Genomic DNA, 21,691 nt, shown 5'->3' with positions numbered 1-21,691 from the left:
CACAGACGAGGTGCCGCGTCGAAGCGTGGTACGCTCACGCTCCGCGCCGTTGATTCCGCTCGATCGCGCCGGTCTCCATGTCCTCGTCGTGCGCGGAGACGGCGAGGTGGCGGTCGAGTACCGCGGCGGCGATCGCGTCAGCGCGGCGGAGCAGGCGCTCTCGTCGGCGCTCCGCGTGCACGGCGCGAGCGTCGGCCTCGCGCTCGAGGACGGCTCGGTGCTCGAGGTCGCCGAGCGCGCCGGCGCCGGCGGAGCGCTCCGCTCGCGCTATCGGCTCTGTCCCTTCGAGCTCCGCTACGCCGCCGATCACGGGCGGCTCCATCCCGTCCCGCTCGCCGCGCGCGGCGACGAGAGCGTCGTCACGCCGATCACCGATCTCCACACGCACTACGCCGGCTGCGTCGGCGCGGAGGACCTCCTCGCGATCGGACGCGCGCACGACGTCGCGTATCCGCCCGCTCTTCTCGCCGAGGCCGGCGTCCGGATCGAGGTCGAGGGAGAGCGCGCGGTGCCGATCGCGGAGCTCCCGGACGGCGCCCGCGCACGGCTCGCGCGGGCGCTCGCGGCGCCGGCCGATCGCCGCATCACGTTCCTCGACATGGAGCGCATCTACCGGCTCCGCGCGCCGATCACGAAGTCGCTCCCCGCGATGCCCGCGATCTTGCGCCGGCTCGCCGAGGACTACGCGGCGATGGGGATCCGCTACGTGGAGCTCTCGCTCGGCAGCCTCGCCCTTGCGCGCGTCTTGCGGACGATCCACGAGCACGTCCCCGCGATCGAGGACGAGACCGGCGTGACGCTGCGCTTCCTCCTCGCGCTGAGCCGCCACGACGATCCGGAGTGGGACGAGGACCTCCTCCGCCGGCTCGCGACGCTCGGCGAGAGCCTCTACGTCGCGGGCATCGACGTGATGGGGCACGAGACGAACTCGACGCACGCGTTCGTCCCGCAGCTCCGCGCCGCGGCGACGTGGGCGACGCGGGAGCGCCCCGGCTTCGTCGTGCGCGTCCACGCCGGGGAGAGCCCGTCGCATCCGGAGAACCTGCGCGTCGCGATCGAGGCGCTCGCGGGCTTCGCCGTCGCGACGCGGCTCGGGCACGGGCTGTACGGCGCGGACGACGAGACGCTCTCCCTCGTGGTGGAGTCGCGCGCGACCGTCGAGATGAACCTCGACTCCAACGTCGCGCTCAACCACCTCGCGAGCGGCCGCGACGCGCCGCTGCGTCGCTACCTCGACGCCGGAGCGCGCGTCACGCTCGGCAGCGACGGCTACGGGATCTACGGCGCGTCGGCGGAGTCGGCGGCGCGCGCCGCGCTCGTGTCGGGCGTGCGGCCGGCCGATCTCGCGGGCCCGATGCGCGCGGTCGAGGAGGAGGTCATCGCGGCGGCGCGTGAGCGCGATCGGCCCGCGCGCCGCGCGTTCGCGGTCCCGGACGATCTCGCGCCGGTCGCGTTCACCGACGAGGTCGTGCGGCGGCGCCGGGAGGCGATCGCGGCGCGCGACCACGCGCTCGCGGAGCGGCTCGCGGCGCTATCCGTTCCGGTCCTCGATCGAGCTTCGTTCCTCGCGTTCGCCGAGGGACGCCACGTCGTGTCGATCGCGGGCGCGTGGAAGCACAGCTGGGACGCGATGAGCGAAGGCGATCGCGCCCGCGTCGAGATGGAGCTCGCGGCGTTCGTCGACGCGCTCGACGTCGCGCGCGTGCTCCTCCTCACCGGCGGCACGCGCTTCGGCGTGGAGGGCCTCGTCGGCGCGCGCGCGCGGGGACGCGGGATCCCGGTCGTCGGCGCGATCGTGAGCGAGACCGAGCCGGCGTCGCTCGCGAGCGAGGCGATGACGCACGCCCACGTCGTCGCGGCGACGCTCTACGAGAAGTGCGCGCGCCTCTACGAGCTCGTCGACGCGACCGGCGGCGCGTGCGTGTTCGCGGGCGGCGGTCAGATCGTGCGCGACGAGATCCAGGCGGCGAAGAACCTCGGGCTCCCGTACGTCGCGCTCTCCGGCCCCGGCGCGAGCGGCGCGCACGCCCGCGAACGACCCGCCGCCGCGGTGCACACCGGCGCGGAGATCGCCTACTTCGTCGGCGCGCGCCCGTCCTCCGCGCGCGTCGCCCCGCACTGGTTCGAAGGCCCGAACCCGACGGTGGACGCGATCGTCCTCCGGCGCGGCTCCGAGGTGCTGCTCGTGCGGCGGAGCGTGGACGCTCCGGTCGAGCCCAGCGCGTGGGCGCTGCCGGGCGGCTTCGTGCGGACCGACGCGCCGCGCGGCGGTGCGTGGCGCGCCGGCGTCGAGACCGACGTCGAGGCCTGCGTGCGCGAGCTCCGCGAGGAGACGGCGCTCGCGGTGTCGCCCGAGCGCTTGCGCCGCGTCGGCGTCTTCGAGGGCAACGGCCGCGATCCGCGCGACGGCGCCCGATCGTTCAGCCGCACGACGGCGTTCCTCGTCGCCCTCGACGACGAGGAGGGGCGCGTCGCGATCGCGGGCGGCGACGACGCCGACGACGCGCGGTGGTTCCCGCTCGACTCCCTGCCCGCGCGCCTCGCGTTCGATCACGCGGCGATCCTCGCCGCCGCGCTCAAGCTCCCGTGAACGGCGGAGACCCTGGCGCGCGGTAGCGATCGAGCGGGCTCCGCTGCGCGTCGCTGCCGTAGAAGTACCCGTTGCCTTCCGGCTCACCAAATAGGAGGAACATCGGCGCGCGCGCGCCGGCGGAGGGCGGTTTCATCCCGAGCTCGGCGGCAGACTTGCCCGACCCGGCCGCGTGAGGCCGCGTCATGTCGGTCTCGATGTACCCGGGCGTGCACGCGTTGATGCGCAGCTCGGGGTGCTCGCGCGCGAGGAGCGCGGTGTACGCGTTCGCGCACGCCTTCGAGAAGCCGTAGCTCTCCACGTCCGCGCCGCGCGCGATCTGCTCCTCCATGAAGGCGCGGAGGCGCGGCCACGTGAGCGTGTCGTCGAGGAGCACCGCCTTCACCTCGGGGCTGCACGACGACATGAACATCGGACCCGACGCGGAGGTGACGTTGACGACGCGTCCGCCGCGATCGATCGAAGGCAGGAACGCCTCGCAGACGCGCTGCACGCCGAACGCGTTCACCGCGAGCACCGCGGCGAGGTCACCCGCGCTGCTCCCGATGCCGGCGTTGTTCACTACGCCGTAGAGGCGCGCGCCCGCGAGGCGCGCGGGGGCGGCGGTGACCGACCCCGCCGCCCCCACATCCAGCTCGAGCGGCTCGACGCGCCCGGGCTTCTCGAGCGACGCGGCCGCCGCGCGCCCGCGCTCCGGATCGCGCGAGCCGAGGTAGACGAACGTGTCGGCGTGCTCTTCGAGGATCGCCTTCGCGATCGCGAGCCCGATCCCCTTGTTGGCGCCGGTGACGAGGATGCGTCGCATGCGCCGCAGCTTACCGATTTACGCTCTAGAAACGACCCTTCGTCTTCTCGAAGATGGCCTTTCGCTGCGCGGTGCGATCGTCGATGACCTTGAGGAGCGCCTTCTCGAGCTTCTGCTTCGTGGGCTCGCACTTCTTCGGCGCCTCGAGCTCCGCGGTCTTCCGCGCGCCGGTCAGCTTGCCCCACTTGTCGTTCGCGGCCGCGCTGGACGCCTCGATCTTGTCGAGCTGCTCCTTCGTCGTCTTCCAGACGCCGTTGACGCACTCGAACCACGCGTTGTCGGCGTCGACGACCTCCTTCGCCGTGGCCGGCGCGATCGCGCCCGCCTTCTCGAGCGCGCGCACGGTGTCGACGTCGACGAGCGCGTGCTGATTGAACGCGGGCCACGAGGCCTTCGCGCCGGCGCCCTTCTCGAAGTACTCCGACTCCTCGTTCGAGTTCGAGAGCTCGTAGCGCCCGCCGTCGGCGGTGACGAACACGATGTGATCGTGCACCTCCCAGACGATCCCCGGCGTGCCGGCGGCGAGCGGCGGCGGCCATCCCTTCAGCGTGTGGAGGCGCAGGCGGTTCGGGCTGTTGTACTCGAACATCGTCGGGATCAGCTTCCCGCCCAGCTTGCCGATGCCGGTCGCCTTCGCGGGCTCCCACGCGTCGTCGGCGGGGTAGCCGGTGACCTGGCCGCCGAGGCCGCCGGTCGTGTTCCCGATCTTCTGCGAGGCCGGCGCCCACCGCGCCGCCTTCGAGCCGGCGTCGGTGAGCCGCACGAACTGATCGACCGGCGTCGACGCGAGCGCGTCGCCGACCTTCGCGAGGTTGCCGGAGTCCTCCGAGGGCAGCTCCGGCTTCTTCGCCTGGAGCGAGAGCGCGGTGTACTTCGCCTTGTTCTTGTCGTACGCGCTCTCGGGCGCCTTGTACTCGCCCGCGATCGTCGCGGCCGGCAGCGCGCTCGCGGCCTTGTCGCTGTTGAGGCGGATCTCGTCGCGGCCGATGTAGGCGGAGAGGGCGCCGCGCGACGAGAGGTAGAGGACGTTCTTGCCGTCGGGCGACTTCAAGTACCAGCCGCGGCGCTGTCCGCCGAACCGGTCCTCGACCATCGTGAGCTCGATGACGTCCTTCTTGTCGTCGAACTTCACCTTCGGCCGCTCGCCCGATCGATCGAGGACGAGCCCGGTCGTCATGTCGCCGCTCGAGTAGTGCGCGATCTTGAGCTGGCCCTGGGTGATCTCGCGGGAGACGCCGTCCTTCGGCTCCGCGTCCTTCTCGGCGCTCTGCGCGGCGGGTGTCTTCGTTTCGGCGGGCTTCGACGAGGAGCAGGCGGCGGCGGTGACGGCGAGGAGTCCGAGGAGGGCTTTTCTCATGCGGTTGCCACAGACGCTCGGCTCGGAGGGGATATTCACGCCTGTATGAAAGGCGTGTGAAACGCGGATTTGCCGCCTTGCGTCATGCGCGTTTCGCCGCACGATCATCGGTACATGCTCGCTGCCACCACCACCGCCGTCGCCGGCGTCCTCGCCGTTCATCGTGTCGTGAAGAGTTATCGAGACGGCGTCGCCGTACGGCGTCATGACGTCGCATGGGGCGCGTCGCGTCCCTACCGTGTCGTGCACCTCAGCGATCTGCACGTCGGGGCGACGACGCCTCGTCGGGTCCTCGCCGAGGTCGCGGCCGCGGCGCACGCGGCGCGCCCCGACGTCGTCGTGCTGACCGGCGACTACGTGAACGCGTCGTCCCTCTACCTCGGGCGCGTGACGGAGCTGGTGCGCTCGCTCCCGAAGCCGTGCATCGCGACGCTCGGCAACCACGATCACTGGGTCGGCCCCGACCGCATCGCGCTCGCCCTCGCGCGCGGCGGCGCGAAGGTGCTCCGCAACGAGTCGGCGCTCGTCGGCGACCTCGCGGTGGTGGGCGTCGACGACGGCAGCTCCGGCGCGGCCGATCTCGCGCGCGCGTTCCGCGGCGTCGATCCCGATCGCGCGCTGGTGCTCACGCACTACCCGAACACGGCCGACGAGATCGCGGCGCTCGGTCCGCGCCTCGTCCTCGCGGGGCACACCCACGGCGGTCAGGTCGACGTGCCGTGGGTCACGCGCGCGGTCGCGAAGATGACCGGCAACCCGTACCTCCGCGGCTTCTATCGCGTCGGCGATCGCACGGAGCTCTACGTGAACGCGGGCGTCGGCCACTCGCTGCCGGGCTTCCGCGCGGGGACGACGAGCCCGGAGGTCGCGGTGTTCGATCTCCGTCCCGTCAGCGCAGCGGGATGACCGTGACGTAGGAGTCGTCGTTCTCGGTGTCCGTCTGGCTCGTGTGGCCCCGGTAGCCGGCGAGGAGGACGTTGTTCCCCGACACCGCCGCGGACCAGATCGCGTCGGCGCCGGTGGTGCCGTAGTCGACGGCGTGCACCGCGCCGTCGTAGGACGGGTCGAGCGCGCCGTTCGCGTCGATGACGCCGAAGAGGGCCGTCTGCTCCGGCGTGTTGCTGGTGCCGGTCGTGCCGAAGAGCAGCGTGCGGCCGCCGGGGAGCGCGACGGCGCCGCGGCACGCGCTGCCGGTCAGGAACATCGGCGTCTTCACGATGACGGCGCCCTTCGCCGCGCCGCCGTAGCTCGTGTCGCGCGTGAAGTTGGTGAGATCGAGCTTGAGCGACACCCAGTCGTTGGTGTCGCCGGTCTCGCGTCCGTATCCGCCGGTGATGAGCGTGTCGCCGTGCAGCGCGAGGCCGTAGACCTCGGTCGAGCGCGCGAGCACCGGCTCGTGGAAGAGCCGCCCCGTCACGAGCTTGCCGGAGGGATCGAGGTTGAAGATGACCGGCTGCACGGTGTCCCCGACCGTCGTGGTGTTGGCGTAACCCGCCGCGTAGACCGAGCCGTCGGCGAGGACGACGATGCTCCGCGGCGTGGCGCCGGCTTCGTCGATGTCGAGGCGGTAGGTCGCGTCTCCGTCGGCGCCGTACGCGGCGACCGGGCTCCCGTCCACGTCGAGCTTTCCGACGACGAAGTCGGTGTCCGTTCGGGCCGCGCCCTTGTTGCGGCCTGCGCCGTGGAAGTAGAGCGCACCGTCGGCGCCGACGGCGAGCGCGCGCAGCGCGTCGATGCCGGAGAGCGCTCCGGTCCCGCCGTCGAGCGCGGTGTTGATCGAGAAGCGACGGAAGCCCGACGAGCCGAAGGTGCCGTCCACGGCTCCGCCCGCGTCGAGGCGCACGAAGCCGACGTCGCGATCGCCGGCGGTCACGTCGCTCGGGATCGTGGCGGCGACGACGATCTTGCCGCTCGGCTGGACGACGACGTCGATCTCGTCGTTGCCGCCGGCGAAGATCATCGACGTCATCGCGGCGCCGCCGGCGCCGAAGCTCGTGTCGGGCGCGCCGTTCGCGCCGATCTTCGCGACGATGACGAGGCGGTCGCCGGCCGCCGACGCCGCGGCCCAGCCCGCGACGTAGAAGCTGCCCTCCGGCCGCGACCGACATGAGCTGGTCGGGACCCGCGGCGGAGAGCGGGACCTCGATCGACGCCGGCACGACGAAGGGGGCCGAGCCGTCGGGCACACCGGAGTCGGGGTCGACGGGCGTGACGGGGGCGTCGGTGCCTGCGTCGTCGTTGGGGGTCGAGGGCGGCGGAGCAGCAGGGTCGTCGTCGCCGCACGCCGGCGCTGCGGCGACGGCGAGGGTGACGAGGACGAACCAAGAGAGGTGCTTCATCGCGCCCACGTAAAGCATGGATCCGTCAGAGCTGCCATCCGGTGGAGAACGCGAGCCCGAGGTCGGTGCGATCGCGGCCCGCGAGCGGAATTGCCGCATTGAGGATCAAAAAGAGGCCTTGGAACGGGTACACGCGCACGCCGACGCGAGGATCGAAGGATTCGAACGGGTTCGAGCTCCCGAACGAGAAGCGAAGCCCGGTGCCCGCCGCGAGGCCGAAGGCGCGCCAGGGGCGATAGACCGCATCGACGGAGAGCGACTCGCTGAGGAACGACGACGCACGGCCGCCGTTCCACACCGACACGAGCGTGAACGCGAAGCCGCCGACGAGCTCGAGGTCGTTGCGCGCGCGATAGACGGCGGAGATGCCGTGGTCGCCGCCCCAGCGCGCGGCGCGCTCGAAGCCCGTCTCCGTCGGCAGGAGCACGCGGAAGAACGGCGCGAGCGAGAGCCTCGTGTCGATCGGCAGCCGGTGGTGCGCGCCGATCGCCGTCCCGCCGAGGCTCGTCCGCTCGGACTCCACGCTCGCGTTGGCGACGAAGCGGTACTCGAGCGACGGCGCCCACAGCGAGAGCCACGTGCGCTCCGCGATCGTGAGGCGCCCGCGAACGCCGGCGCCGGCCTGGAGCGAGCCGTAGAGGTCGGACGTCGCGATCAGCGCCGCCGCCCGCGTCTCGAGCGACGCTTCGGTGCTCTCGCACGCCTCCGGCAGCACCCCGAGGTCCGCCGGCGCGAGCGGCACGCGGATCGGCCGGCACGCGCGCGCGTCGCTCCCATGCCCGAGCAACCCCGCGACCATCACGATCGCCGCGAGCACGCGCCGTCTCATCGCGCCGGCGCCTTCCAGCCGTCGCCGCGGCGGTCGATCAGGAATGGGTTCGTGAACGCGGCGCTCCAGTGGCCGTTCGCGATCGCGTACGCGTGGAAGCGCGCCTCGCTCTCGCGCGGACGCGGCGGCTCGCGGTATCCGTCGGCACGGTCACTTTCGTCGATGACGCTATTACCGTCGTTGTCGGTCGTTTCGGGTAGACCGTCGTCGTCGAGGTCGCGCACCGGCACGAGCGGCAGGCCCGCCTCGACGACGATCCATGCGTCCTCTTCGCTCGGGACCGCCGCGAGGAGCTCGGCGAGCGGGACGGATCCGCGGTAGCGCACGAGCCCGTCCTTCCCGAACGGATCGGCGGGCCGCGCGATCGCTCCGCCGCCGATCGTGCGCGCGACCGCGCCGTTCACGAGGACGCGGACCTCCTCGACCGGGATCCACGGCGCGGCGCGGACCTCGATCGCGAGCGCCGCGGAGGCGCCCGGCGCGAACGCCTCGAGCGAGGGGCCCCGTCCCTCGATCGTCGCGAGGACGATGGGGCCGTTGGTCCCGATCATGCGGCCCGCGCGGACGTCGGCGTTGAAGCGGGGTCGATCGAACGCGGCGACGGAGTGTCCGCCGAAGACGAGGTTCCGGGGATAGCCGAGCACCTCGACCGCGAGCGTGTGCGAGTCGCTGTTCGCGGTGCCGGCGCGGAGGATCCCTTGCGAGAGGAACGCGTGCCACGCGACGCGGTACTGATGGAACTGCTTCGTGCTCGTTCCGTTCATCACCTCTTGCGTGTCGTAGTCGAGCGCGGTGCGCCCGCCGGCCGATCGCCTCGTGAGCTCCGCGTTCGACCGCGCCGGCTCGCGGACGTCGAGGTGGAGCGCGTTGAGGAAGCCCTCGTCGCGGCCGAGCGTGGTCGGCGAAAAGGGGTGGTTCATCTGCGCGACGCCGCGCTCGGGGCTCAGCGCGGCGACGACGTCGAACAGCGCGCCGGGCTCGAGCCGCTCGTCCCACGGCGCGCCGTTGCGCGGGAGCTCCGGGTCGTAGGGCAGCGGCCAGAAGTTGTAGTGGCCGATCACGCGCGGGACGAGCCCGAACCCGGGCGGCTCGTAGAAGAGGATCTGTCCCGTCGTCTCCACGCCGGGCATGACGACGACGCGGTCCTCGATCCCGAGCGTACGGAGCGAGCTCGCGTAGTTGGTGACGACGTCGTGATCGGTCGCGGCGATGACGTCGAGGCCGCCGGCGACGAAGGTCCGCGCGCGATCGCGATCGGGCAGACTGCTGTCGAAGCTCGCGCCGCCGTGGACGTGGAAGTCGGCGCCGAGCACGCCGTCGGGGACGAGGCCGGGCAGCGTGTCGACGGCGAGCTCGACGCTCGCGCGCGCGCCGGGCCGGATCTCGACCCGCGATCGCGCGAGGGTCGCGAACGGTCCCCGCGTCGCGTAGACCCAGAACGTGCCGGTCGGAACGGCGAAGCCGACCGCGCCGTCGACGTAGGTGAGCGCGCGGTTGCACGCCGGCGACGCGCCGTGCGCAGGTCCGAGCCACGGCGCGCAGTGCTCGACGTCGACCGCGCCGAAGAGCGAGCCGCGCGTCGCGTCGGGATCGGCGCCCTCCACCGGCGTGAGGACGACCTCGGCGAGGACGGGCTGACCGCTGCCGTCGTGCACGACGACGTCGAGGACGCCGGAGCGCGGGACGACGATGTCGGGGACGACGCCGTCCGACGCTCCGGTCGCGAACGCGGCGTGCTCCGGGATCGGCCGGCCGAGGACGAGGACCTCGGCGCGGAGCGAGCGCTGCGCGGGCAGGCGCACGGAGAAGGTCCCGTCGGCGGCGGGGACGACGGTCGACCACGGCCGCCGCCCCGCCGGCGCGTCGGGGTTCGCGCCGGGCGCGGGCTCGTAGAAGAGGAGCGTCGCGTGGCGCTGGCCGCCCTCGATCGTCCCGCCGTCGTTCGCGCGCACGCGTCCTCGCATGACGACGCTCGCTTCGCCGAAGAGCGACGCGCGGGCTTGCAGCGCGACGTCCGCCGCGCCGCCGAGCCCGGGTCCGGGCGCGACCGCGAGGAAGCGCTCGTACGCGACGCCGTCGCCGGGGAGCACGACGCGGCGCGCGGAGCCGCTCGCGGTGACGGTGCTGCTGTGGAACGCCTCGAGCATGAGCCGATCGCACGGCACGAGCGCGTAGGCCGAGTCGGAGTCGTTCTGCGCCTGCGCGGCGAAGAACGGCTCCTCCGCGAGCGCGTCGCCGAGCTTCTCGAGATCGATGTCGGGATGGACGAAGCCGCGGCCGCGGAGCGGCGTGAACGCGCTCGCCTCGCGGCTGCCCCAGAAGACGGCGTCGGCGAGGAAGAAGGAGTCGGGCTCGCGGCCGCCGTGGAACAGCTCGGTGCGGACGCGCACGCCGGGCTCGCACGCGCGGAGCTCGTAGCGCGAGACGACCGTCATCTCGGGCCGACCGTCGAGCGTGCCGCGGAGGATCACCGCGACGTGATCGGGCGCGGCGTCCTCGAGCTCCACTGATCGGTACGCGACCGCGTCGCGCGGGAGGACGCCGACCGCGTGATAGAGGAGGTTCAGCGTGTCGCCGCTCGCGCCGGCGGAGAGGTCGATCACGTTGCCGCCGGTCGGCGCGAGCGCGTGCGGCGCGCCGATCGCGTCGAGCACGATCTGCACGCGATCGTTCGCGAGCAGGACGTCCCCCCGCGTCGCGAGGGCGTCGGCGCCGGCCGCGCGCTCCGCCGAGCTCGCGACGTGCCGCACCACGAGCCGCCCGTCGTCGCACGCGGGGAACGCGAGCTTGGTGCACGCCGCCGCGGGCTTGCACGAGCCGTCGTCGCCGGCGAGGCACCCTTCGCGCGCGGAGCACCCCTTCGCCCCGGACGCCGCGACGATCGCGACGAGCCCCCACGCGATCGCTCCGCCCCACCTCACGCGCATCTCGTGCCCTACGCTAAATCGGATTCGGCCTCGCGCGGAGGAGAACCCCGCCCGCCCTGCTCAGCGCGTCGTCATGCGGCGCGGAGCGTCCTCCTGCTCTTGCCGCTCCTCTCCTTCGTCCGCCAGCTGCGGCGCGGCGGCGACGCGCAGCTTCATCGGTCGCTCCTCCATCATGCGCGCGGCGACCGCGCGGTCCGCGGGCGAGAGGTACTCGAGCGCGTGCTCGTACTCGGCGACGTAGGTCCCGTCCTTCGTCGCGAGCGCGGCGGCGACGACGACGAGCGGCGGCGTGCTCGGTCCGAGGGCGGCCATCACGCGTCTCGCGTCCTCGCGGCGCCCACGTCGACGACGACGCGCGATTTTACCATTCGATCATGGAACGCCGCCCGGCGTTTGCCAACGGCGAGCAGCATGAGGCCGATCCATTGCACGCAGGCGAACGCCACGATGGCCAGCATCCGACGATTGTGGATGTCCACGTGGCTCACGTGCTTGCGAGCGAGGATCGCGAAGGCCGAGTAGATCATCGCGATCGTGAGCGGCGCGAGGAGCTTCAAGTAGGTGCGTACGATCGCGTTGCCGAAGGGCACGCGCTCGCCGACGTCCGTCAGCGTGTGGACTCCGACGAGCTGCTTCCCCCAGGTCGCGCCGCGCTTGCTCTCGAACCAGGCGAAGACGAGCAGCGCGAGCCACCAGACGAGCACGCGATGCTCTCCGTTCGGGAAGCGCTGGGTGAGCGCCGCGTCGAGGAGGGCGAACGGCAGGAGATCGAGCACGAACGCCCCGGCGCGCGGGAGGAGCGGAGCGAGGAAACGCCGCGCGTGGATGCCGGCGATCGCGCGGCGAAGCTGGGCGTAGTCGGGGAGCCTCCCTCCCGGGGCCTTCACGAGCATGCGCAGGATCAGGTTCTCCGTCTCTTCGCTCAGGTCCGGGACGATGACGCGCGGCTCGATCACGGGGGCGTGCTCGTGCGCGGCGGCGAGGCGGCTGTTCGTCGGCGCTCCGAACGGCCGCGTGCCCGTGACGATCTCGTAGAACGTGACGCCGAGCGAATAGATGTCGGCCCGATGGTCCACGGGACCGACCCCGGACGTCAGCTCCGGCGCGATGTACGCCGGCGTGCCGATCGCGCCCTTCGTGACGGTCGCGTCGGGCGACGGCGCGCCACCGTCGTCCGGGAGCGCCGCGCCGATCGCCCTCGCGAGCCCGAAGTCGGCGAGGAGGATGCGACCGGACTTCTTCTCCACGAGCACGTTCGACGGCTTGACGTCGCGATGGATCAAGCCCTCCGCCAGCGCGGCCTCGAGCGCGGCGGCGACGGCGTCGACGATCTCGAGGGCGCGCTCCTCCGAGAGGCGCTTCTCGCGCTCGATCATCGCGGCGAGCGACTCGCCTTCGACGAGCTCCATCACGAGGTAGGTGAGGCCCTCGTGCTCGCCGACGAAGTGCACGGGCACGACGTTGGGGTGACGGAGCTTCGCCTGAGCGCGCGATTCGCGCACGAAGAGCGCGCGCGTGTGCGCGTTGTCGAGGAGGACCGTCTTGAGCGCGACGGGCCGGTCGAGCGAGAGGTCCCACGCGCGATACACCGCGCCCATGCCGCCCTGGCCGAGCAGCGCGTCGATCCGGAAGTTCCCGATGTCTCGCCCGATCAGCGAGTCGACTCGCCCCGGCGCCCGCTCCGCCATCCGCCGACTCTTAGCGCGTCCCCTTCACGGGAGCGAGAGGATGCACTCGCGCGGTCGCGGTCCCGAGAAAACTGCTTTGCGCGCCCGGCAGGATTCGAACCTGCGACCTACGGCATCGGAAACCGCCACTCTATCCAACTGAGCTACGGGCGCGAACGGGTTCGTTCATAGCGCTATGCGAGGCGATCGAGCAAGCCTCAGCTTCGGCGAGGTGGCGCGTGAGCCTGCGGGGCATCCGTTCGCTGCGATCTCCTTCTACCTCGAAGCACGGGGCGGCGTTGCCTACGATGGAGGGATGAGCAAGGCCGCGGGGAAGGACCCGCTCCTCGCCGCGATCTGTCATGACCTCCGGGCGCCGATCGCGGCGGTCACGATGGGCGCGAACTACGTGCTGCAGACGACGCCCGAGAACGAGGCGAGCGGGCGCTCGCGGCGCGTGCTCCAGGCGATCCTCCGCTCGTGCAAACAGATGGAGCGCATCGTCCGCGACTTCGGGGACCTCTCCGAGATCGAGGGCCACGCGGTGGAGCTGCGCCTCGCGGTGCAGGAGGCCGGCGAGCTCGCCGCGATCGCGGCCGAGGGCGCGCGCGAGGCGGCGCTCGCGAAGGACGTCGACGTCGTCGTCGCGCCGCCGGAGACGCCGCTGCTGGTGCGCTGCGACCGCGAACGGATGCTGCGCGCGCTCGCGCACCTGCTCGACAACGCGGTCCGCTTCGCCCCGCCCGCGACGCGCGTGTCCGTCGCCGTGCGCGACGAGGGCGCCGACGTTCGCTTCGCGGTGACCGATCGTGGCTCCGGCCTCGACGAGGAGACGCGCGCCAACCTCTACGATCGGACCTGGCACGCGAAGCGCGCCGATCGCGTCGGCGCCGGGCTCGGCCTCGCGATCGTGCGCGGCTTCGTCGCGGCGCACGGCGGACGCGTCGACGTCGACGCCGCCCCCGGCTCCGCGACGACCTTCTCGATCGTCGTCCCGAAGGAGCGCGTGTCGAGCACCGACGTCAGCGCGGGACCGGAGCGGGGGCCGACTCGATCTTGAGATCGCGGAGCGCCTCCTTGAACTGGATGCGCAGCTCCGCGAGCTTCGAGTCGATCTCGACGATCTTCTTGCCGACCTCGTCGAGGCGGTTCGACGTGTCGGCGAGGCGCTTCGTGAGCTGAGCGCGGAGCGCGTCGGCGGTCTTGTTCTTCTCGATCGCGCGGAGGTTCGCGCGCGTCTCGTCCTGCTGCTGCTTGAGGTTCGTGTTCTCCTGCGCGAGGCCCGCGCGCGCGTCGAACCGCGCGACGATCTCCTTCCGGATCGCCCACGCGGCGGTGAGCTTCGTCTTCGCGTTCGCGTCCGCGCGCGGATCGGCGAGGTAGGCCTTCACCGCGTTGTCGGCGAGGAGCGTGAACCAGTCCTCGCGGCGGCGGATCGTGCTCCGCTCGTCGACGACGAGCTCGCCGTTCGCGGCGGGCTTCACGGTGGTGGGCACGAGCGCGGTGCCGGTGCCGACGTTGTCGTCCGTGCCCGCCGGCGGCTCGTGGAGGCGCGCGCCGGGGACGCGGGGGTGGCGGACGAGGACCTTCGCGGGCTGATCGCCGCCGTTGCGAACGCGGTACTTCGTCTGCCGGACCGAGTCGCGCTCGATCGTGAGCTCGCCGTTTTCGATCTTCGCGACGCGTTCGCCGAGCTCGTCGCTCTTCTCGTCCTTGTCGATCGCGAGCCCGCGCTCGAGCGCGAACGGCACCGTCGCGGTCGCGCCGGCGGGGAGGGGATCGAGCATGCCCTGCCCGAGGAACGACGCGCTCTCGAACACCGCGATCGGCCCCTTCTCGAGCACCCCCGGCGTCTGGTTTACGAAGCGCGCGACGCGGAACGGATGCGTCGCGGAGTCGGGCACGCCGCCGTCGGGCGCGAAGAGGAAGAGCGCCTCCCCCGAGACGCGCTTCGAGAGGAGGAGCACCATCGTCGCGCTTCGGTCCGGCACCGTGACGGGGAGCGGGAGGTCGTAGCGCGTCGCGCCGGACTCGACCGCGACCGCGGCGAGCGAGCGGAGGTTCCGCGGCGCGGTCGTCTTCGGCGGCGGAGGCGGCGGCGGAGGAGGCGGCGGCGGCGTGGCCGGCGCGGCCTGGCCCGCCGGTCCGCCCGAGCTCCTCGTCTTCGCCGGTTGGCTCTTCGGCTTCGCCTTCGGCTTGTCGTCCTTGCGCGCCTCTTCCCTAGCGCTCGTATCCGTGTCCTCGTCCGAAGAGATGCTGACCCTCCCCCGATCGGGACATCCGTCTTCGTCGTCGATCCCGTTGTACGTCTCGGGATCGTCGGGGCAGCGGTCGTCGGAGTCGGGGATGCCGTCGCCGTCGCGATCGTTCTCCTTCGCCCCGCGGAGCGACGTGTCTCCGCGCGGGACCGCGGCGATGACCTCGCCTTGATCGGTGACGATCGGTCGCGGCGGCACGTACGAGCTGCCGAGCTGCGGGTCGAACGCGAGCGGCGCGCCCGCGACGAGCGAGAGCTTCACGTTCTTCCAGTCCTCGCCGGAGAGGTTCTGCACGATGCCCCACGCCTGGAGGTACGCCTCGCCGTTCTTGTCGATGACGACGCGGTACGACGGGCGCCACACCGGCGACTCCGCGACGTAGCCGACCTCGAGGTCGTGCGCCTTCCCGTCGAGCGCGAGGACGACCTTCCGGAGGCCCTTCTTCTCGTCGGGGGTCTTCTCCTTCTTCGGTCCGTCCTCCGGCTCGTCGTCGTCGACCTTGAGCGGGAACGCGGCGGAGCGGACCGAGCTGCCGCCGCGCTCGATCACCGCGAGCGTCGCGAGGAAGTCGCCGACCTCGCTCTCCTTCATCTTGAAGCGGACCTCGTCCTCCTCGACGTGCCCGGCGCGCTCGAAGTAGGCGACGCCGTTCCGGTAGACGACGACGCGTCGCAGCGGGAGCCCGTCCGCGGAGACGATCGGCGTCCGCGCGCAGCCGGCGAGTGGAAGGAGAGCGGCGAGGAGGAGGGCGTGTCGCATCGGGCCGCATCCTACTGCAGCCCGCGCGTTCGGGCGCGAAGAGCCCGCGCGTCAGTGCTCTTCGCGCTCCGTCCTCGGGCCGTGGTCGGTGATGTCGTGGCGCTCCATCTTCTGCTTCAAGCTCTTCACGGAGATGCCGAGCAGATCGGCGGCGACGGGCTCGTCGCCGTTCGCGAGGTCCAGCGCGTGGACGATGTGCCGCTTCTCGCACTCCTTCATCGCGACCGCGAGCGGCTCGATCTTCGCGCCGACCGAGGCGCTCGACGGGATCGGTCCGACGATGTCGTCGGGCAGGTGCTCGAGGTCGATCTCGCCGCCGCGCGCGAGGACGACCGCGCGCTCGATCGCGTGGGCGAGCTCGCGCACGTTGCCGGGGAAGGGATACTCCGTCAGCGCGTCCCACGCCCGCGGCCCGATGCCGGGCGGGACGCGGCCGGGGCAGAAGCGACGGAGGAAGTGCGCGACGAGGAGCGGCATGTCGGCGCGCCGCTCCCGCAGCGGAGGCACGGTGAGGTCGAGGACGTTGATGCGATAGAAGAGGTCGTCGCGGAACTTCCCCTCCGCGACGAGCGCCTTGAGGTCGTCCGTGGTCGAGGTGATGAGGCGCGCGTTGATCGACACCGGATCGCCGCCGCCGACCGGCTGCACGACGCCCTCCTCGAGCACGCGCAGGAGCTTCGCCTGGGTGGGGAGCGGGAGCGCGGCGACGTCGGCGAGGAGCAGCGTGCCGCCGTCGGCCTCGCGGAAGCGTCCGATGTGACGGCGTCGCGTCGAGCTCGTCTTCGGCGGCGGCTCGGCCTCGCCGAAGAGCGTGAGCTCGATGAGCTCCTCCGGGAACGCCGCGCAGTCGAGGGTGACGAAGGGCGCCGCCTTGCGCGGCCCGCGCGCGTGGAGCGTGTGCGCGACGAGCTCCTTCCCCGAGCCGCTCTCGCCGGTGATGAGCACCGGCGCGTCGCTCTGCGCGACGGTGGAGACGCGCTCGACGAGACGCACCATCGCCGGGGTGTGGCCGACGATCGGCGAGCCGGTCTCGCGCGTCGCGACGAGACGGCGCGCCTCTTCGAGCTCGCGCTTGAGCGAGACGTGCTCCGAGATGTGGCCGATCACGCGGAGCGTGAGCTCCTCCGGATCGAAGGGCTTCGTCACGTAGTCGTAGGCGCCTTCGCGCAGCGACGCGACGGCGTCGGGCACGGTCGCGAACGCGGTCATGAGGATGACCGCGGTCGTCGGCGCGCGGAGGCGGAGACGGCGGAAGATGGTCAGGCCGTCGACCTTCGGGAGGCGCACGTCGATGATGGCGACGTCGAAGGTGCGCTCCGACGCGAGCGCGAGCGCCTCCTCGCCGTCGGACGCCTCCGTCACTTGGTGTCCGGCGTCGCTCAGCGCGAAGACGAGGCTCAAGCGCGTCGCTTGCTCGTCGTCGACGACGAGGATGTCGAGGGGCACGGAGTGACGCGGCGCCGACTCGCGCGGCCTGGCGTTCGCGAGGCGTTCGATCATCGATGCGGCCGAGGTCGACATGAGCGAGACGACATCCTCAAGCACGTCTCGATCCGCGCGCGCCGCTTGCGCCGTGCGATCGCACCTCGTGTGCGGTCCGGCGCGATCGCGCGCGCGGCGGCGTGAACGAAATGGAGACCACATGTGGTTTTCATTACTTGCGCTCGCTCGATGAGCGTGGCGAATCACCACGAGTGAGCAACAGGAGCGTGGCAGCCTGGTCGTGCTTGTCGAGCAGCTTCGGCCGATCGCGCGCAAGTTCGCGACGACTCGGGAGCGCCGCCGTGGCACGCGCCTTTCATCGTTGGTCTCCGATGAAGCCGTCGATCCCGCCGCCGAGCAACGGGACACGCGCACGGCATCGCTTCGCGATCGGCGGCCTCGCGCTCGCGCTCGCCGCCGCGCTCGGCTCGCCCGCGCTCGCGCGCGCCGTCACGACGACGTGGTCGTCGCTCCCGATCGAGGCCTCGCTCATCGCGGTCGGCTTCCTCGTCGCGCTCGGCTTCCTCGCCGCGGGCTGGGCGATCGGGCGCCGGGTCGATCGCCTCGCCGAGGAGGCGCGCCGCGATCCGGTGACGAAGGTCGGCAACCGCCGCCACTGGGAGGAGTGCCTCGCACAAGAGGTCGCCAACGCCGCGCGCGCGCAGATGCCGCTCTCTCTCCTCCTCCTCGACGTCGACAACCTGAAAACGCTGAACGATCGCGGCGGCCACGCCGCGGGCGACACGTCGCTCGCGATCGTGGGGGAGGTGCTCAAGGACACGTGCCGCTCGCGCGACATCCCCGCGCGCTTCGGCGGCGACGAGTTCGCGGTCCTCCTCCCGCGCACGCACGCGGTGGAGGCGCGCGTCCTCGCGGAGCGCATCCGCGGCGAGCTCGCCGATCGCCGCCGCGGCCACGCCTCGCCGATCGCGGAGCTCCTCAGCGTCTCGATCGGGATCTGCGATCTCGCGTCGATCGAGGAGGAGAGAGCGGAGCAGCTCTTCGTCTGCGCCGACCGCGCGCTCTACGCCGCGAAGCAGGCGGGGCGCGATCGCGTCGAGGTCTTCGCGCCGCCGCCGCGCACCTCGACCGTCATCAGCCTCGACGCGGCCCGGCGCGCGCGCAAGAGCCGCCTCTCGACGAACGGCTGATCAATCCGGCTCGCGACAGCGCTCGAGGTCGTCGAGATCGGTGACGAGCGTCGTGACGCATTCGACCTCCCCGTCGGTGAGCACCGCGCGCTTGCAGAACCGATCGGCCTCCTCCATCGCCCGCGGCGTCTCCGGCCCCGCGACGTGACGCACGAGCAGGTCGCACTCCGCGCGCGTGAGCGGCCGCCGTTTCTTGAGCGACGACGGCAGTCGCGGCGTCTCGACCGGCGGCGGCGCGGTCGGCGCGGCGGCGACGCTGCTCACCGTCCCGACCGGCACCTCCGTCGGCGCCGCCGCCGGCGCGCTCGATCCGCACGCCGCGATCACGATCACGAGCCAGCGACCCACCCGACGAAGCGTAGCGCGACAACTGCACGAGCGTTCACGGTGCGGGGACCCCTGTCCCCGGCGACAGGTGCCGGCTCCCCCGCGGGCAGTACCCAGCCGGGAGCGTCGCGAGTAGCGATCGATGATCCGTGTCCATCCGCATCGTCGAGCTCCAAGACTCCGTCTTCGCGCTCGCGCGGCACGTCGAAGCGATCGACATCCGGAAGTTCGAGTCGCACGCGCCGACGGAGCTCGCGAGCGAGCTGGCGCCGATCGTGATGGACGTCCTCCGGGACGCGCACCGCGTCGTCTCGGACGTCGCTCGCCTCAGCGAGGCGCGCGAGAACGCCGCGCCCGACGCGATGTTCGCGGAGGGCCCTCCGCTGCCGTATTTGCCGTTCGAGCGCGCGCTCGACGCCGCGGTCGTGCAACGCGCGGGCTGGTCGCTCGAGACGGTCGGGGACCTCGGCTTCCTCGCGCGGCTCGAGATCCATCAACGGCTCGAGCGGCTCGAGCGGCTCGCGGCGTGCCATCAGCACTGGGCCATCATCGGCGAATGCGACGGCGCGCTCCGTCGTATCCGCAAGGCCCTCACCGCGATCGATCGCGGGCTCGAGCGCGCCGGCGCCGGCAAGGCGCGGCTCGACTACTCGTCGGAGCTCGAGATCTCGCTCGACGTGCGCCGCGCATACGGGAAGCTCCGCGCGCGCGTCCGCAGCATCGGCGCGCCGCAGCGGGAGACCTTCTACGTCCAGGTCCGCGCGATCGGAACGGCGCTCGCGACGGTGGTGGGCTGGCGCGGCTACGCGAACCTCCGCGTCCGCGACCGGATGCAGATGCGCGAGCTCCAGCGGCGCCTCCTGGAGTGGTTCCGGTCCGAGCGCGACGTCGCGGACGGCCAGCGCCTATGGGAGGACATCGACGCGTTCGTGACCATGCTCGTGGACGTGAACCAACGGCAGGAGCTGCGCGAGCACGACGGGCGCCTCGTGCACGACGCCCTCGCGAAGGTGATGACCGAGCCAACCGACGCCGTTCCCGCCGCGCTCATCGAACGTCTGAGCCTCCTCGAGGGGCTGGACGACGAGGCCGACGCGCTCCTCCACTCCGGGACGAGCAGCGCGGCGGCCTGGCGTCCCGTCCTCGCGCGCCTCGCGAGCGAGCTCGCCCGGACCCGCGAAGGAGGGCTCATCTCGTGAACGGCGAGCTGTCTACCCTCGGCCGCGTCGCCGTCCTCTCGAAGGAGGGCGCGAGCGGGGAGCTCATCTGCGCGTCCGACACGATCGAGGTGCACGTCTACCTCCAGCGCGGGCGCATCGCGTGGGCGACCGACGCGGCGCAGCCCCTCGCGTTCACGCGCTACTTGCTCGAGCGCGCGCAGATCGACGTGGAGGTGTTCCGCGAGATCCTCGAGTCGTGCCGGCGCGAGAAGCGGCCGCTCGGCGAGACCCTCATCGCCTGGGGCGTCGCGACGCGCGAGGAGGTGCGCGACGCGCTCCGCCATCAGATCGAGCTCGCGCTCGCGCGGATCCACGAGTCGGGGCCGGTGGAGTCGCTCTTCCTGAAGCGGACCTCGCAGTTCTCGGACTACGACGTCCTTGGTGAGACAGGGACGGGGAAGAGCATGCTCGCGCGGCGCATCCACGCGCTCGGTCTCCGCTCGGGCGGACCGTTCGTCGACGTCAACTGCGCCGGCCTCTCGCACGACTTCGTCCAGAGCGAGCTCTTCGGGCACGAGCGCGGCTCGTTCACCGGCGCGTTCGCGACGCGGGAGGGCCTCCTCGACGCGGCGAACGGCGGGACGCTCTTCCTCGACGAGATCGGCGACATGGATCCGCGCGTCCAGCCGAAGCTCCTCAAGGTGCTCGAGGAGAAGCGCTTCCGCCGCCTCGGCGACTCGCGCGACCGCACCGTCGACGTGCGGCTGATCGCGGCGACGCATCGCGACCTCGTCGGCCCCGAGAGCGGCTTCCGCCCCGATCTCTACTACCGCATCAGCACCGTCACGCTCCTCGTGCCTCCTCTTCGCGAGCGCGCGCCCGACCTCGACGCGCTCGCGCTGCAGATGCTCGAGCGCCTCTCCGCGGGTGAGGACGAGCGCTGCGAGCTCACGAGCGGCGCGCTGGACAAGCTGCACGAGCACACGTGGCCGGGGAACCTGCGCGAGCTGCGGAGCGTCCTCGAGCGCGCGCTGATTCGACGGAAGGGCGCGCTGATCGCGGCCGACGACATCCGCTTCGATCCGCTGCGGTCGTCGTCGCCGCGGCTCCCGCCGGAGCCGCCGTCTTCGGTTCGCACGCGCCCCGCGCTCCTCGCGGAGGACGCGGGGATGGCGTCGCGCGGCGAGGTCGAGAAGGAGCACATCCGCCTCGCGCTCGCCGCCGAGAACGGCCGCGTCATCCACGCCGCGCGCCGGCTCGGCATGTCGCGGAGCACGCTCTACTCCAAGCTGAAGCGCTATCACATCGATCACGTCGAGGTCCGGCGACCGCTGGTCCGCCGTCGCTCGTCGGCGTGACTCACGGCAGGAGCCGGAGCCGCGCCAACGTATCGGTGAGGTGCGCGAGATCGACGGGCTCGGACGGCGCTTCGTATTCGAAGCTCAGCTCGAGGGTCGTGCCTCCACGGAAGACCGTCACCTGCATCCCGTCGCTGCGCGCGCCGCGCGCCGCGACGTAGTCGACGACGCTGCGCACCCGCTCTCCGTTCACGGTGAGGAGCACGTCGCCGTAGCGAACGCCGGCGCGCGCGGCGGGGCTGCCCTCGAGCGCGCCGAGCACCGGGATACCCTCGAGCGCCTTCGCGAGGGCGAAGACCGCGTCCCTGGAGATCACCTCATCAGACCTGGAGGTCCTTCTCGACGTCCGCGAGCTGGATGCGCGCCATCGCGAGGTTCGCGCGTGAGCGATCGAGCGCGACGTAGAAGAAGAGCGTCGGCCGGCTCCGGAGCGGGCGGATCAGGTGGTACTGCTTGCCGAGCGTGATGAGCATGTCCTCGATGCCGTCCTTGAGGTTGAGGTTGTTCATCGTCTTGCGTTTCGCGCGAACGACCTCCGTGTTGCCGGCCGCCGCGACCTCGAGGTTCAGGCCGGTGCCGCCCTCTTGTCCGAGGAGCATTCCGCTCTCCGAGTCGACCAGAGCGGCTCCGACGAAGCCATCGAGAGAGGTGAGACCGACGAGCGAGTCCTTGATGTTCATGA

Annotated in this window: 19 protein-coding genes and 1 tRNA gene; 7 read left to right on the top strand and 13 right to left on the bottom strand. The window is 72.1% G+C overall.

Annotation, left to right across the window (positions count from 1 at the left end; all coding sequences use genetic code 11):
• Window positions 1–49 precede the first annotated feature (49 nt).
• Window positions 50–2,590 carry an NUDIX domain-containing protein gene (locus tag KF837_20075; GenBank protein MBX3229627.1) on the top strand — a complete coding sequence of 847 codons (2,541 nt, stop codon included), beginning with the start codon at window positions 50–52 and terminating at the stop codon, window positions 2,588–2,590.
• Here KF837_20075 and KF837_20070 read toward each other — a convergent pair.
• Complete coding sequence (locus KF837_20070; GenBank protein ID MBX3229626.1) at window positions 2,577–3,395, bottom strand: SDR family NAD(P)-dependent oxidoreductase; 819 nt, start codon at window positions 3,393–3,395, stop codon at window positions 2,577–2,579. The two genes, KF837_20075 and KF837_20070, sit on opposite strands and share 14 nt — an antisense overlap.
• A gap of 25 nt (window positions 3,396–3,420) precedes the next feature.
• A complete protein-coding gene (locus KF837_20065; protein MBX3229625.1) occupies window positions 3,421–4,752 on the bottom strand; it encodes a hypothetical protein in 1,332 nt (443 codons plus the stop codon).
• 114 nt (window positions 4,753–4,866) lie between these two features.
• On the opposite strand from KF837_20065, the gene KF837_20060 reads away from it, so the two are divergent.
• Window positions 4,867–5,658, top strand: coding sequence for a metallophosphoesterase (locus KF837_20060; GenBank protein MBX3229624.1), 792 nt, complete (start codon window positions 4,867–4,869; stop codon window positions 5,656–5,658).
• On the opposite strand, the gene KF837_20055 is transcribed toward KF837_20060, so the two are convergent.
• The gene (locus KF837_20055) at window positions 5,642–6,940 is read right to left on the bottom strand and encodes a delta-60 repeat domain-containing protein (GenBank protein MBX3229623.1); all 1,299 of its coding nucleotides are present in this window, start codon (window positions 6,938–6,940) and stop codon (window positions 5,642–5,644) included. The genes KF837_20060 and KF837_20055 overlap by 17 nt on opposite strands.
• Here KF837_20055 and KF837_20050 point away from each other — a divergent pair.
• Entirely contained in the window at window positions 6,859–7,104 is a 246-nt protein-coding gene (locus KF837_20050) for a hypothetical protein (protein ID MBX3229622.1), read from the top strand. The genes KF837_20055 and KF837_20050 overlap by 82 nt on opposite strands.
• Before the next feature lie 12 nt (window positions 7,105–7,116).
• Here the strand turns inward: KF837_20050 and KF837_20045 are convergent, their stop codons facing one another.
• The 5 genes from KF837_20045 to KF837_20025 all read right to left on the bottom strand — a co-directional run bounded on the left by KF837_20045 (window position 7,117) and on the right by KF837_20025 (window position 12,688).
• Window positions 7,117–7,920 (bottom strand): hypothetical protein, encoded by an 804-nt coding sequence (locus KF837_20045; GenBank protein MBX3229621.1) that lies wholly within the window; start codon window positions 7,918–7,920, stop codon window positions 7,117–7,119.
• Window positions 7,917–10,847 (bottom strand): PHP domain-containing protein, encoded by a 2,931-nt coding sequence (locus tag KF837_20040; GenBank protein ID MBX3229620.1) that lies wholly within the window; start codon window positions 10,845–10,847, stop codon window positions 7,917–7,919. The genes KF837_20045 and KF837_20040 overlap by 4 nt, the downstream gene beginning before the upstream one ends.
• A 60-nt stretch (window positions 10,848–10,907) precedes the next feature.
• Complete coding sequence (locus KF837_20035) at window positions 10,908–11,162, bottom strand: hypothetical protein (protein MBX3229619.1); 255 nt, start codon at window positions 11,160–11,162, stop codon at window positions 10,908–10,910.
• The gene (locus tag KF837_20030; GenBank protein MBX3229618.1) at window positions 11,159–12,535 is read right to left on the bottom strand and encodes a protein kinase; all 1,377 of its coding nucleotides are present in this window, start codon (window positions 12,533–12,535) and stop codon (window positions 11,159–11,161) included. The genes KF837_20035 and KF837_20030 overlap by 4 nt, the downstream gene beginning before the upstream one ends.
• A 79-nt stretch (window positions 12,536–12,614) precedes the next feature.
• Window positions 12,615–12,688 (bottom strand) — tRNA-Arg (locus tag KF837_20025).
• A 142-nt stretch (window positions 12,689–12,830) separates the two neighbouring features.
• Here KF837_20025 and KF837_20020 point away from each other — a divergent pair.
• Window positions 12,831–13,574, top strand: coding sequence for a HAMP domain-containing histidine kinase (locus KF837_20020; protein MBX3229617.1), 744 nt, complete (start codon window positions 12,831–12,833; stop codon window positions 13,572–13,574).
• Here the strand turns inward: KF837_20020 and KF837_20015 are convergent.
• Both KF837_20015 and KF837_20010 read right to left on the bottom strand, forming a co-directional pair.
• On the bottom strand, window positions 13,537–15,531 hold the full coding sequence (locus KF837_20015) for a DUF4139 domain-containing protein (GenBank protein MBX3229616.1): 1,995 nt from the start codon (window positions 15,529–15,531) through the stop codon (window positions 13,537–13,539). The two genes, KF837_20020 and KF837_20015, sit on opposite strands and share 38 nt — an antisense overlap.
• A gap of 51 nt (window positions 15,532–15,582) precedes the next feature.
• Window positions 15,583–17,052 carry a sigma-54-dependent Fis family transcriptional regulator gene (locus KF837_20010; GenBank protein ID MBX3229615.1) on the bottom strand — a complete coding sequence of 490 codons (1,470 nt, stop codon included), beginning with the start codon at window positions 17,050–17,052 and terminating at the stop codon, window positions 15,583–15,585.
• Window positions 17,053–17,345: 293 nt separating this feature from the next.
• On the opposite strand from KF837_20010, the gene KF837_20005 reads away from it, so the two are divergent.
• On the top strand, window positions 17,346–18,164 hold the full coding sequence (locus tag KF837_20005; protein ID MBX3229614.1) for a GGDEF domain-containing protein: 819 nt from the start codon (window positions 17,346–17,348) through the stop codon (window positions 18,162–18,164).
• Here the strand turns inward: KF837_20005 and KF837_20000 are convergent, their stop codons facing one another.
• Window positions 18,165–18,512 carry a hypothetical protein gene (locus tag KF837_20000; protein ID MBX3229613.1) on the bottom strand — a complete coding sequence of 116 codons (348 nt, stop codon included), beginning with the start codon at window positions 18,510–18,512 and terminating at the stop codon, window positions 18,165–18,167.
• Window positions 18,513–18,640: 128 nt separating this feature from the next.
• Between KF837_20000 and KF837_19995 the strand changes: the two genes are divergently transcribed.
• Both KF837_19995 and KF837_19990 read left to right on the top strand, forming a co-directional pair.
• Window positions 18,641–19,690 (top strand): hypothetical protein, encoded by a 1,050-nt coding sequence (locus KF837_19995; protein ID MBX3229612.1) that lies wholly within the window; start codon window positions 18,641–18,643, stop codon window positions 19,688–19,690.
• Window positions 19,687–21,009, top strand: a complete 1,323-nt coding sequence (locus KF837_19990) for a sigma-54-dependent Fis family transcriptional regulator (GenBank protein MBX3229611.1) — start codon at window positions 19,687–19,689, stop codon at window positions 21,007–21,009. Before KF837_19995 ends, KF837_19990 begins: the two co-directional genes overlap by 4 nt.
• A 1-nt stretch (window position 21,010) precedes the next feature.
• On the opposite strand, the gene KF837_19985 is transcribed toward KF837_19990, so the two are convergent.
• Window positions 21,011–21,325 carry a PDZ domain-containing protein gene (locus KF837_19985; protein MBX3229610.1) on the bottom strand — a complete coding sequence of 105 codons (315 nt, stop codon included), beginning with the start codon at window positions 21,323–21,325 and terminating at the stop codon, window positions 21,011–21,013.
• A 4-nt stretch (window positions 21,326–21,329) separates the two neighbouring features.
• On the bottom strand, window positions 21,330–21,689 hold the full coding sequence (locus tag KF837_19980; protein ID MBX3229609.1) for a hypothetical protein: 360 nt from the start codon (window positions 21,687–21,689) through the stop codon (window positions 21,330–21,332).
• Between the last annotated feature and the right edge of the window lie 2 nt (window positions 21,690–21,691).

Source organism: Labilithrix sp., from assembly GCA_019637155.1.
GTDB lineage: Bacteria > Myxococcota_A > Polyangia > Polyangiales > Polyangiaceae > Labilithrix.
The sequence above is the reverse complement of the archived record's forward strand: the minus strand, read 5'-3'. Positions and strand labels throughout refer to the sequence as shown.